The sequence below is a fragment of the Pseudomonas sp. GD04058 genome (assembly GCF_029836855.1).
Lineage (GTDB): Bacteria > Pseudomonadota > Gammaproteobacteria > Pseudomonadales > Pseudomonadaceae > Aquipseudomonas > Aquipseudomonas bharatica.
The window spans coordinates 61,623-73,807 of record NZ_JAOECN010000012.1 but is presented as its reverse complement, the minus strand read 5'-3'; the positions used below and the strand labels follow the sequence as shown (position 1 = coordinate 73,807).

Annotated in this window: 11 protein-coding genes and 1 pseudogene; 6 read left to right on the top strand and 6 right to left on the bottom strand. The window is 65.3% G+C overall.

Translation table 11 applies throughout. The features are described from left to right. Positions 1-32 precede the first annotated feature (32 nt). A complete protein-coding gene (locus N7650_RS12935; RefSeq protein ID WP_009406387.1) occupies positions 33-908 on the top strand; it encodes an AEC family transporter in 876 nt (291 codons plus the stop codon). Between the two features lie 58 nt (positions 909-966). Here the strand turns inward: N7650_RS12935 and N7650_RS12930 are convergent. Continuing rightward, a pseudogene (locus N7650_RS12930) lies at positions 967-1,122 on the bottom strand (general stress protein); the annotation flags it as partial. A 262-nt stretch (positions 1,123-1,384) separates the two neighbouring features. Between N7650_RS12930 and N7650_RS12925 the strand changes: the two are divergent. Next, complete coding sequence (locus tag N7650_RS12925; RefSeq protein WP_009401650.1) at positions 1,385-1,564, top strand: DUF6021 family protein; 180 nt, start codon at positions 1,385-1,387, stop codon at positions 1,562-1,564. Positions 1,565-1,579: 15 nt separating this feature from the next. On the opposite strand, the gene N7650_RS12920 is transcribed toward N7650_RS12925, so the two are convergent. Next, the gene (locus N7650_RS12920; RefSeq protein WP_279898528.1) at positions 1,580-3,259 is read right to left on the bottom strand and encodes a methyl-accepting chemotaxis protein; all 1,680 of its coding nucleotides are present in this window, start codon (positions 3,257-3,259) and stop codon (positions 1,580-1,582) included. A gap of 181 nt (positions 3,260-3,440) precedes the next feature. Between N7650_RS12920 and N7650_RS12915 the strand changes: the two genes are divergently transcribed. Then, on the top strand, positions 3,441-3,629 hold the full coding sequence (locus tag N7650_RS12915) for a hypothetical protein (protein WP_279898527.1): 189 nt from the start codon (positions 3,441-3,443) through the stop codon (positions 3,627-3,629). Here N7650_RS12915 and N7650_RS12910 read toward each other — a convergent pair whose 3' ends face one another. The 4 genes from N7650_RS12910 to N7650_RS12895 form a co-directional block, all read right to left on the bottom strand. Continuing rightward, the gene (locus N7650_RS12910) at positions 3,630-5,765 is read right to left on the bottom strand and encodes a TonB-dependent receptor (protein ID WP_279898525.1); all 2,136 of its coding nucleotides are present in this window, start codon (positions 5,763-5,765) and stop codon (positions 3,630-3,632) included. It lies immediately after the preceding gene. 154 nt (positions 5,766-5,919) lie between these two features. Further along, positions 5,920-6,720, bottom strand: a complete 801-nt coding sequence (locus N7650_RS12905; protein ID WP_009401646.1) for a class II aldolase/adducin family protein — start codon at positions 6,718-6,720, stop codon at positions 5,920-5,922. Positions 6,721-6,742: 22 nt separating this feature from the next. After that, positions 6,743-7,687, bottom strand: a complete 945-nt coding sequence (locus N7650_RS12900) for a D-isomer specific 2-hydroxyacid dehydrogenase family protein (RefSeq protein WP_279898523.1) — start codon at positions 7,685-7,687, stop codon at positions 6,743-6,745. Further along, complete coding sequence (locus N7650_RS12895) at positions 7,684-8,868, bottom strand: acyl-CoA dehydrogenase family protein (RefSeq protein ID WP_009401644.1); 1,185 nt, start codon at positions 8,866-8,868, stop codon at positions 7,684-7,686. The genes N7650_RS12900 and N7650_RS12895 overlap by 4 nt, the downstream gene beginning before the upstream one ends. Before the next feature lie 244 nt (positions 8,869-9,112). Here N7650_RS12895 and N7650_RS12890 point away from each other — a divergent pair, with 244 nt between their 5' ends. The 3 genes from N7650_RS12890 (at position 9,113) to N7650_RS12880 (ending at position 12,178) form a co-directional block, all read left to right on the top strand. Continuing rightward, positions 9,113-10,090, top strand: coding sequence for an ABC transporter substrate-binding protein (locus N7650_RS12890; protein WP_279898522.1), 978 nt, complete (start codon positions 9,113-9,115; stop codon positions 10,088-10,090). A gap of 18 nt (positions 10,091-10,108) precedes the next feature. Further along, positions 10,109-11,065 (top strand): aliphatic sulfonate ABC transporter substrate-binding protein, encoded by a 957-nt coding sequence (locus tag N7650_RS12885; RefSeq protein ID WP_009401642.1) that lies wholly within the window; start codon positions 10,109-10,111, stop codon positions 11,063-11,065. Between the two features lie 75 nt (positions 11,066-11,140). Further along, complete coding sequence (locus tag N7650_RS12880) at positions 11,141-12,178, top strand: NADP(H)-dependent aldo-keto reductase (RefSeq protein ID WP_279898520.1); 1,038 nt, start codon at positions 11,141-11,143, stop codon at positions 12,176-12,178. Positions 12,179-12,185 lie beyond the last annotated feature (7 nt).

Below are 12,185 nucleotides of genomic sequence, written 5' to 3'. Positions count from 1 at the left end.
AGCATGGCCGCTTTGGCCAAGGAACACGCCCCATGCTGGCTTCGTTGTTCGCCGTCCTGGCACCGGTTTTCATTGTTGCCGGGATCGGCTTTGCCTGGGCCCGCCGCGGCAATGCCTATCCCACGGACTTCATCGCCAGCCTGGTGATGACCATCGGCACACCGTCGCTGGTGCTCTCGACCCTGCACCGCACCCGCCTGGACCCGGGCGCGTTCGCCAGCATGGCGCTGGCCTGCGTGATCTGCATGGTGGTCATGGCCGGCATCGGTTACCTGGTCAGCCGTGCGTTCGGCCAGCACTGGCGGGTGCTGATGCCGGCGTTCATGTACCCCAACACCGGCAACATGGGCCTGCCGGTGGCGCTGTACGCCTTCGGTGACCAGGGGCTGGCCCTGGCTGTGGCATTCTTCCTGACCCTGTCGAGCTTCCAGTTCACCCTCGGCATCGCCATTTCCGGCGGTGCGGCCACCCTGCGTTCGCTGCTGAAGAATCCCATCGTCATCAGCCTGGCGCTGGCCCTGCCGCTGATCTTCTTCGACCTCAAGCTGCCGCTATGGCTGGGCAATACCGTGGACCTGCTCGGCGGCATGACCATCCCCCTGATGCTCCTGACCCTGGGCGTGTCCCTGGCCAGCATCCGCTTGAGCGATGTGGCCAGTGGCATGTTGATCGGCGGCCTGCGTATCGTCCTCGGTGCCGGGGTCGGCTGGGGCATCGGCATGCTGCTCGGCCTGGACACTCTGGAACGGGCGATCCTGGTCATGCAGTCGGCCATGCCGGTGGCGGTGTTCAACTACCTGCTGGCGGTACGCGCCAACCGCTCGCCGGAGCAGGTGGCGAACGTGGTGATGTGTTCGACGGTATTGTCGTTCGTGTGGTTGCCGGTAGTGTTGGCGGGGTGGATGTAGCGTCTCTGGCCGGGATGAGGAAAGGGCCCCGAAGGGCCCTTGATTTACTTACGGGTACTTACTGGCTTTTCCGACCGCCGCCATGGCTGTGCTGGCCGCCGACGCGTCCGGCTTCGGAAGCGCGCTCACGGTCGTTGGCGAAGTTGCCGCCGGAAGCCTGGCCACCCTTGCGGCCGGCTTCGGACGCTTTCTGGCGGTCATTGGCGAAGTTGCCTGGATTGCTGTTGCCTTGCTTGCCTTGGTTGTTAGCCATGATCTTTCACCTCATGTCGATTTCAAGTGGGCACACAGAACAGCCTGTGTACAGGTACGACGCAGGTGCCCGCATGGCGGCTCAAACCGATTCGCCTGGCCCCGACGAAACGCTTTAAAGGCTGGCCGGCCAATGGCTTGCGAGCCAATAGACGTTAAATCCGATTGAACGGTGCCAGCTCCGGCGTGGCCCAAGGTCAGACACCTTCTATAGGAGCAAGGCCATGGGCAACGACAAACCGCAGGACAAGCAAGGGCCGCATTCTTCGGAACACGCCAGCGGCAGCGATGAGCTTGGCTTCGATCCGGATTCGCCGGACCTCGATGATCCACAGGTGGATCCGACCGGCCCGGCCAAGGCGCCCAAGGGCGGGCCGGGGAAAAGCGGCGGGGACCACGACTGATCCGCCGCCCGTTCCTTATATACGGAACTGCTTCACCAGGGCCCGCAGATGCCCTTCCAGCGCCGACAGGCTTTGCGCCGTCTGCGCGCCCTGGCGGGTCTGCTCGGCGACACTGTCCACGGCCTGGGCGATCTGATGCACGCTGCGGTTGATTTCCTCGGCCACGGCGGTCTGTTCCTCGGCGGCGCTGGCGATCTGCGCGTTCATCGAACTGATGGTGCCGATCAGCCCGGCCATGGCATCCAGCGACACACCGGCCTCGCTGGCCTGGTCGCGGGTGCTGTCGCCGGTCTCGCAGGAGTGGCGCATCGACTCCACCGCCGAATGAGTGCCGGCGGTGAGGCGGTCGATCATCACCTGGATTTCCTGGGTGCTCTGCTGGGTGCGGCTGGCCAGGCCGCGCACCTCGTCGGCGACCACGGCGAAGCCACGCCCGGCTTCACCGGCGCGGGCCGCTTCGATGGCGGCGTTGAGGGCGAGCAGGTTGGTCTGCTCGGCGATCGAGCGGATCACCCCGAGCACGCCGACGATGGACTGTACGTCCTGTTGCAAGCTGTCCAGTGACGTGCCGCTGCCACGAATGTTCTCCACCAGGGCGTGAATGCGCTTGATACTGCCGTCCACCACCTGCCGGGCCTGCTGGCCCTGGCTGTCGGTTTCCTGGGCGGCCTGGGCGGCGTTCTGCGCGCTGTGGGCAACTTCCTGGGCGGCGGCGGACATCTGGTGGATCGCCGTGGCAACCTGGGTGGTTTCATGGCGTTGCGCTTCCATGGCCTGCTCCGAGCGCCGGCTCTGGCTTTCCACGGCCTCGACCAGGCTCGACAGTTCGCCGCTGACATCCACCACCTGGCGCACCAGTCCCTGGATCTTCTCGACGAAACGGTTGAACGAGCCGGCAAGCTGGCCCAGCTCGTCATTGCCGGCGCGCAGGCGGTGGGTCAGGTCGCCGTCGCCGGCGGCGATATCGTCGAGGTTGTCCTTCATCGCCTTGAGCGGCTTGAGCAGGGTGTTGCTGAGCATCAGCCCGGCAATGCCGAGGATCACCAGCAGCACCGCAGCGATGGCGAGGATGCTGGTGAGGATCGAGTCGATGCGGCGGTCGATCTCGGTGCGCAGTTCGGCAATGCGCAGTTCGATGTTGTCCAGGTTCACCGCCGTGCCCAGGGCCATGTCCCATTTCGGCAAGTAGAAGCTGTAGGCCAGCTTGGGCACTTGCACGCTTTCGTTGCCGGGCAGCGGCGAGCTGTAGCTGACGTAGTGGCTGCCGTCCTTGGCCACGCGCACCAGCTCGCGGTTGATGAACACGCCGTTGACGTCCTTGCGCTCGCTGAGGTTCTTGCCCACGTCAACCGGGCTGTCGCCGCGGAACAGGCGGACCACGGCGGAATCATGGGCGAAGAAATAGCCGTCCTTGCCGTACTTGATCTTCGACAGCAGGGCGATGGCCTGTGCGCGGCTGGCCTGGTCGCCGTTGGGGGCAGCGTCGTACAGGGCTTGCACGGAGCCGACGGCGATCTGCATGTAGTGTTCCAGGCTCTGCCGGCTTTCGTTCAACAGGCGTTCGCGGGTCTGGCTGATTTCGCTTTCGGCAAGGTTGCGCAGGATCCGGTCGGCGGCGCCGCTGATGACCAGGGCGAATACCAGGACGGGGAGTACGGCGAGCAACAGCAGTTTTGTTTTTAGAGTGAGCTGCATCTTCGGGTCCTCAGTGACGACACAAGGCGAGGGGAGGTAAAGCATTCATCGGCCCGGCCCGGAAAACCTGAAGCGCAATCATCCGCCACGCAGGCGATGCAGTGCTTAATTGCGGGTTAATCACGCCTTCGCACAATGCCCGGGCAACGGTTTTCCATTACCCAGGCAAAGGTTCCATTCCATGTCGATGTTCAAAGCAGCAACCCTTTCCATCCTTTTCGTCCTGCCGGGCCTGGTTCACGCCGAAGGCGGCAGCGACCGGGTCGCCGAATGGCATGCGCAGTTCCAGCAGTCGCGCCAGGAGGCGCCGCAGCAGGCGGTAGCCGACAAGAAAGCCGAGCGGTCGGCTACCGACAAGCGTGATTCCTGACTACAGGTCGTAACGCACGCTCAAGGTGATGGTCCGCGGATCGTTCACCGCGTAATACGCCGTGCTGCTCGCCGCCGAATAGGCAATGCTCTGCGGATAGGCGCGGTTGAGCAGGTTCTTCACCGCCAGGGTGGTGGTCCAATGACCATCACCGCTGCCGTAGCTGGTGGTAGCGTTCCAGAAGCTCTGCTGCGGCACTTCGTAGATATCGCCATTCACCGCATTGGCGTACGACTTGCTCTGGAACTGCCAGTCTGTGCCGGCTACCAGCGCTCCCGGCAGGTCCACCGGCACTGTCCAGTTCAGCCCCAGCGCCAGGTTCCAGCGTGGCGCGAAGACCATCCTGTTGCCATCGGCATCCACGCCGGGCCCCGCCGCGTTCTTGAAGTCGTCGTACTGCGCCTCGAGGTAGCCGAGGTTGGCCTTGAGGGTCAGGTCGCGGCTGAGCAGGGCGGTGTTTTCCAGTTCCACCCCGTAGCTGTGGGCACTGCCGACGTTGGTGCGCAGGTTGGCGCTGATCGCCGGGTCCCAGGCGTTGGTCTGCAGGTCCTTGTAGTCGTTGTAGAACACCGCGACGTTGCTGCGCAGGCGGCCACCCAGGTAATCGCCCTTGAGCCCGGTTTCATAGGTGATCACATTCTCCGGATCGAAGCCCTGCAACGCCGCCAGGCGGGTCGGGGCGCGGTTGTCGAAGCCGCCGGCCTTGAAGCCCTTGGCGACGTAGCCGTACTGGGTCAGTTCATCGCTCCACGCATACTCAAGGCCCAGCTTGGGGCTGAAGGACGCCCAGCTTTCGCTGGTTTCGGCGCTGAAGTTGAGGCCTGTGATCTGGCGCTGCCTGGTTATCGCGTAGTTCTGGTAATCGAAGTTCTTGTGCTCGGCGGTGTAGCGCAGGCCGGCGGTCAGGGACAGGCGGTCGGTGAGCTTGTAGGTGCCCTGGCCGTAGAGCGCGTAGCTTTCGGTATCGGTGGTGCTGTACTGGCCGCTGGCGTTGATCCGGTCGGCGGCCACCGAGTAGGTCAGGCTGTCGCGTTCGGCGCGGAAACGCTCCTTGTACAGGTAGGCGCCCAGGGTGAAGTTGAAGCGCTCGTACTCGCCGTTGAGCTGGAATTCCTGGGTGGCATAGCGCTGCTTGTAATGGATCAGGTTGTTCTGCGTCGGCGAGGCGTTGCCGACGTTGGCCTCGCCGGAGTTGTCGTAGTCCACCGGCTGGTCGAAGGCCGACCAGGCGGTGACCGACTTGAAGCTCAGTTGATCGTCGAACCGGTAGATCGAACGCAGTACGGCGCTGCCCTGGTCGAGGCGGTTCTTCGGGTCGAGGCTGCTGTAGGTCTTGAACTTGTCGAAGTGGCCGTTGCTCGGGTCGAAGGGCGTGTAGCTGGTGGTGTCGCCGCGGTCGAAGGTGCCGGCCAGGGTCAGTTGGGTATCCCAGGCCGAGTCCACCGGGGCCAGGCGCAGCTTGCCACGGTAGGACTGGATATCGACGTTGTTCACGTCCTTGTGCCGGGTACGGTTGTACACCGTACCGTCACGGCTCAGGCGCAGGGCCGAGAAGCTGGCGAACAGGGTGTCGTCGACCAGCGGGCCGCTGACCAGCAGGCGGCCGTTGCGCGCCTCGTAGTTGCCGGCGCCGAGTTCGACGAAGGCGCGGGTCTTCTGGTCCGGATCGCGGGTGATCACGCGGATCGCCCCGGCGGCGCTGTTGCGTCCGTACAGGGTGCCCTGCGGCCCGCGCAGGACCTCGACGCGCTCGACATCGTTGAAGTCGAGCATCGAGGAAATCGCCCTGGGGATGTACAGGTCGTCGGCGTAGACGGCCACGGCGGCTTCCTGGATCGGGTCGGTCTCGCCAATGCCGCGGATGCCGTAGGTCTGGGCGCTGTAGGAGATCGACTGGCGGGTCAGGGTCAGGTTGGGTACCCGGCCGGACAGGTCGCGGATGTTGTTGATCTGCTGGTCGCGCAGGGTGGTTTCATCGAAGGCGCTGATGGCCAGCGGGGTTTTCTGCAGGTTTTCCTGGCGGTGCTCGGCGGTCACGGTGACGCTGGGGAGGCGTTCCTCGGTTGCGGCGAAGGTGGTCAGGGGGAGGGACAGCAACAACGGGGGGAGAGCGTGGCGCAAGGCGGGTTTGGGCATGTTGGCATCCTGCTTTTTGGGGTTTTCCTCCCTGAGTGGGGTCGGTCAGTGGGTTGTTTGGTGAGGCTGAGGGCCAATCGCTGGCAAGCCAGCTCCCACAGGTCTAGCGGTGCACGCGATCCCTGTGGGAGCTGGCTTGCCAGCGATGAGGCCCTCAGTGTTTGTAATCATCTCCTTCGCGATCCAGCTGCCGGATCAACGCATCCCAATGCCGCTGGATTCCGGGGCCGTTGCCATCGATGAACGCCGCCGTCTGCTGCTTGACCTTCTCGATCGCCGCCTCCGGGGCGAACAGCAGGTCGGCGTTGCCGCCGGCCTGGGCCGCGATCTGGATATTGCAGGCGCGCTCCAGCCCGTGCAGTTCGCGGAACGCATGTTCGACGCTGATGCCACCGGTCAGCAGCCCATGGTTGCGCAGGATCAGGATATTGCTCTCGCCCAGGTGGGCCACCAGCCGCTCCTGCTCGTCCAGGTCCAGGGCCACGCCTTCATAGGTGTGGTACGCCACCCGGCTGTAGTAGGCCAGGGCGTGCTGGGACAGCGGCAGCAGCCCGTCGCGCTGCGCCGACACCGCCGCACCGTCGCGGGTATGGGTGTGCAGCACCGCCTTGAGGTCCGGGCGGGCGCGGTGGATGGCGCTGTGGATCACATAGCCGGCCTGGTTGATGCCCAGGCCCAGCGGGTCGTCGATGAGGGTGCCGTTGACATCCACCTTGACCAGGTTGGAGGCGGTGATTTCATCGAACAGCAAGCCGAAGGCATTGATCAGGAAATGCTCCTCCGGCCCCGGCACCCGGGCCGAGAAGTGCGTGTAGATGTGGTCGGTCCAGCGAAACAGCGCGGCCAGGCGATAGGCGGCGGCAAGCTTGACCCGGACCTCCCATTCCTCGGCGCTGACCCGCTGGCGCACGCTGTCGAGATCGGATTTGACGGTTAGAGCGGAAACGGCAGTCATTGCAGTACTCCCAAGAAGACGATCAGTAGCCGCGCTGGTGATCCACCAGGTTGCGCAGCGGTTGGCCCTGGTGATAGCGGCGGAAGTTCTCGACGAAGTCCACGGCGAAGCCGCGCACCCCGTCGGTGGAAAGGGCGCAGGTGTGCGGCGAGATGAACACCCGCGGGTCGCTGTACAACGGGTGACCCGCCGGCAGCGGCTCGGGTTCGGTGACGTCCAGGGTGGCCCGACCGATGCGTCCGGCGTCCAGCGCTTCGAGCAGCGCCTGCTGGTCGAGCAGGCCGCCACGGGCGATATTGATCAGGTGCAGGCCCGGCTTGGCACTGGCCAGCACCTCGCGGCCGATGATGCCGCGGGTCTGGGCGGTCAGCGGCGCGGCGAGCACCAGGTGATCGGACTCGGCGAATAGTTGGTGGATGTCCGCTACCGCTTCCACCGGTACACCGGCTTCCAGTGGCTGGCCCGGACGACCCAGGGCGATTACCCGCAGGCCCAGCGCCGTGGCCTTGGCCGCAAGGCTTTTGCCAATGCTGCCCAGGCCAAGAATGCCCAGGGTCTTGCCGCGTACCGGCTGCAACGAGGTGAAGTGCCAGTCGTCGTCCTTGACCCAGATGTCAGGCAACTGCTTGGCGGCGGAGAAGATCGCCGCCAGGGCGAACTCGGCCACCTGTTCGGCGTTGCTGCCCTTGCCGCTGGTCACCGGCGGGCCCTGGAACAGCCAGTCGGGGTAGAAGTCGATCCCCGACGACACCAATTGCACCCAGCGCAGCGACCAGGGCCAACCGCGCGGCGCCTCGTCGACCCGGCGGCCACGGACGTTGACCGGACGCAGGATCACCACGTCGGCGCGCTCGGCATGGAACTGCTCCGGGCTCAGGTCCAGCACCCGGTGGCCGGGCAATTGCTGGCGGATGAATTCGTTGGCCTGCTCATCCAACTGGCTGGCGATCACGCTCACGGTGCTCATTGGGCGACTCCTGCATCGAGGGCTGCACGACCGGTGCCATGGAACACCACGTCGTCCTGCGGGGTGTGGACGCGACTGCACAGCACGTCGCGGTAATGCCGTTCCAGCGGGTTATGGCGCGACAGGCCGGGGTTGCCGGTGGCCTCGATGGCCAGTTCCACCGCCTGGATGGCGTTCTGCGTCACCAGTTGCTTGAGCTGGCCGGCGTTCTGCGCTGGGACCAGGCCGGCAGCGGCGGAATCGAGCAGGTTGCGGTTGGCGAAGAGCAGGGTATCGATGCGCCCGACCCGCTCCTGGAAGCGCGGCAGGCTGGCCAGCGGCTGGCCGAGGTTGGACGGGGTGCGCTCGCGCAGGAAGGTCACCAGCCAGTCGCGGGCGGCCTGTGCCACCGCGTCATAGATGCTCGACAGCAGCACCGACATCCACACCAGGCTCTCGCCATCCAGCTCCGGGCGTGGCGCGCTGGCCGGGCTGACCGCGACGGCGTGGTCCAGCGGCAGCAGCACGTCGTCGAACTCCACCCGGTGGCTGCAGGTGGCGCGCATGCCGAGGTGATCCCATTCATCGACGATGCGGATGCCCGGGCTGTCCTTGTGCACCAGGAAGCCGCCCACCAGCGGGTCGGCATCGTCGCTGCGGCCCCACACCAGGTACCACTCCAGGCCATGGCTGCCGGTGGAGTAGAGCTTGGTGCCGGACAGTCGCCAACCTTCGGCGGTACGTCGTGCCACGGTTGCCGGCAGGCCGCCGCGGGCCGGGGTGCCCAGTTCGGGTTCGACGCGGAAGGCATTGATCAGCGCACCTTTCTCCACGGCCTCGCGGGCCAGGCGCTCGCGCAGGTGCGCCGGCCAGCGCTGGTCGTCCTGCAGGCGGAAGTGCTGGAGGTACTGCATCACCAGGATCAGCGCGGTGGACGGCTCGCCCTTGGCCACCGCCGCAACCACCTTGCGCGCCGTCGGCAGGTCGGCACCTCCACCGCCCAGGCTTTTCGGCACGGTCAGGCCGAGCAGGCCATGGCGCTGCAGCAGCGCGAAGTTGGCGGCGGGAAATTCGCCGCTGCGGTCGAAACCGGCGGCGCTGGCAGCCAGTTCGCGGGTAATGATGGCAAGGACCGGGTCCAGGGCATCGTCAGGCGGCGTCGGCCGGTGCAGCGGAACGGTATTGGCGGAAGACTGGCTCATCAGGCACTCATTTGCATAAGACGGCAGGGCTTATGACCGTATGCGTGGAGAGTGCCTCTGTAAAATTCTTTCTGGTTCTAAGCTAATCACGGGATTGAAAAATTGTTCGCATATTAGGTTATGACCAAAATGCATTTCACTGATTATTCGCGACTCGCTACAGTCGGCCTACATTCCGCGTCGCACAGCGGATGGAACCCGGAACCTGACAACAGGCTGAGATCCAGCCTCAAGGAGCGTCGCGATGATCCCCTTCACCCGAATCCTGGCCCTCGGAGCGGCCTTGCTGCTGGCCGGCCCGGCCCTTGCCGCCGACCGTCTCGAACTGCGCATCGGCGACCAGAAAGGCAATATGCGCGCCCAGCTGGAAGCCGCCGACGGTCTCAAGGACTTGCCCTACGATATCCGCTGGGCCGAATTCCCTGCCGCCGCGCCCCTGGCCGAAGCACTCAACGCCGGCGCCATCGATGCCGGCATCATCGGTGATGCGCCGCTGCTGTTCGCCCTGGCTTCCGGAGCGCAGGTCAAGGCCATCGCGGTGAACAAGTCGGACGCCTATGGCACCGCAGTGCTGGTGCGGCCCGATTCGCCGCTGAAAAGCGCGGCGGACCTCAAGGGCAAGCGCATCGCCACGGGGCGCGGCTCCATCGGCCATCACATTGCTCTGAAAGCCCTGGTCAGCGCCGGTCTCAGCGAGAAGGACGTGGAGTTCCGCTTCCTCGGCCCGGTGGATGCCAAGGTGGCCCTGGCCAATGGCTCGGTGGATGCCTGGGCCACCTGGGAGCCCTACACCGCGTTGTCCGAACTGACCGGGCAGGGCCGCGTGCTGGTCAATGGCCGTGGCCTGTCCAGCGGCAACGGCTTCCTCGCCGCCACCGACAAGGCCCTGGCCGATCCGGCCCGGCGCGAGGCCCTGCAGGATTACCTCACGCGCCTGGCCAAGGCCCAGGACTGGGCTTACCACAACCTCGACAGCTACTCGAAGACCCTGGCGCAGATCATCGGCTTCCCGGTGGACGCCGCGCGCCTGCAATTCGAGCGGCGCAAACTGCACTGGCAGGCAGTGGATGCGCAAACCGTCGCCGAGCAACAGGAGACTGCCGATTTCTACCAGGCCCACGGCCTGATCGCCGGCCGCCTCGACGTAGCCCCGACGTTCGCCAGCGGCTTCGTGTTGCCGGCCACCGTACAACTGACCCAGCAACTGAACCAGAAGCCCTGAATTCCGGAGCCTGCACCCATGATCCCGTTCAAACGCATCTACCAACTGGCCGCTGCCGTGGTACTGGGCGCCAGCCTCGCTGGCACGGCCAGCGCCGAAACCCTGCGCATCGGTTACCAGAAATCCTCGACCCTGCTGACCCTGCTCAAGGCACAGGGCACCCTGGAGAAAGACCTCAAGGCCCAGGGTATCGACGTTACCTGGCACGAGTTCGCCAGCGGCCTGCCGCTGCTGGAGGCGCTGAACCTGGGCAACGTCGATGTTTCGGCGGACGTGGCCGACACCGTGCCGGTGTTCGCCCAGGCGGCGGGCGCCAAGCTGGTTTACTTCGCCCGCGAAACCCCGTCGCCCCTGGCCCAGGCCATCCTGGTACCGGCGGATTCACCGCTGAAAAGCCTCGCCGACCTCAAGGGCAAGAAGATCGCCGTGACCAAGGCGGCCGGCAGCCACTACCTACTGATCCAGGCCCTGGCCAAGGCCGGATTGAACTTCAACGACATCCAGCCGGCCTACCTGATTCCGGCCGATGGCCGCGCGGCCTTCGAGAACCGCAAGGTGGATGCCTGGGTGACCTGGGACCCGTTCGTCGCCAGCGCCCAGCGCCAGCAGCATGCGCGGGTGTTGAGCGATGGCCAGGGGCTGTCGAACTACCAGCGCTATTACCTGGCGTCCAGCGATTACGCCAAGACCCACCCGCAGGTGCTGAACACCCTGTTCACCGCCTTGAGCGGCGCCGGCAAGTGGATCAAGGCTCATCCGACCGACGCGGCCAAGGTTCTCGGACCGCTTTGGGGCAACCTCGATGTGGCGACGGTCGAGCAAGCCAACGGTCGACGCAGTTATGATGTGCAACCGGTGCAGGCCGACAACCTCGCCGAACAGCAGCAGATCGCCGATGTGTTCTTCGCCCAGGGCCTGCTGCCGCGCAAGATCGACGCCAGCGCCGTGGAGCTGTTCAAGCCCGTCGCGCGTTGAAGTCGTAACCGGATACAGGCCGCTGGAGCCGTTCGGGGCGCCAGCGGCTTCGCCGTTTCTAAAAAGGAGTGCTTCATGGAAAAGCGTCAACTCGGCAACAGTGGCATCCAGGTCAGCGCCATCGCCCTCGGCACCATGACCTGGGGTGAGCAGAACAGTGAGGCCGAGGCCTTCGAGCAGATCCAGGTGGCCCGCGAGGCCGGGGTCAACTTCATCGATACCGCCGAAATGTACCCGGTGCCGCCTATCGCGAAGACCTATGGCGAAACCGAGCGCATCATCGGCAACTACTTCGCCCGCTTCGGCGGCCGCGAGAACTGGGTCCTGGCGAGCAAGGTGGCCGGCCCGCATCGTATCGAGCATATCCGCAACGGCGATGCCCGCCTGAACCGGGCCAATATCACCGCGGCCCTGGAAGACAGCCTCAAGCGCCTGAACACCGACTACCTCGACCTCTACCAGTTGCACTGGCCGGATCGGCAGGCCAACTTCTTCGGCCAGCTCGGCTATGTGCACGATGCCGCCGACGAGCCCACCGCCATCGAGGAGACCCTCGAAGTGCTGGACGACCTGGTCAAGGCCGGCAAGATCCGCCATATCGGCCTGTCCAATGAAACCCCGTGGGGCGTACATCGCTTCCTGCACCTGGCAGAGACCCGTGGCTGGCCGCGCGCGGTATCGATCCAGAACCCCTACAGCCTGCTGAACCGCAGCTACGAGGTTGGCTTGGCGGAAATGTCGATTCGCGAGAAGGTGGGGCTGCTGGCGTACTCGCCGCTGGCCTTCGGCGTGCTCTCGGGCAAGTACCTGAACGGCGCGCAACCATCGAAGGGGCGCCTGACCCTGTTCGATCGTTTCCAGCGCTACAACAACCCGCAGGTGGAAAAGGCCACCCAGGGTTACGTGGCGCTGGCCCGGGCCCATGGCGTGGACCCGGCGCAACTGGCGCTGGCCTATGTCACCAGCCGGCCGTTCGTGACCAGCAACATCATCGGCGCCACCACGCTGGAGCAGTTGCACAGCAACCTGGCCAGCGTCGAGGTGAAGCTGACCGAGGAGCTGTTGCAGGGGATCGAGGCGATCCATGTGCAGCAGCCGAATCCGGCGCCTTGATGCGACC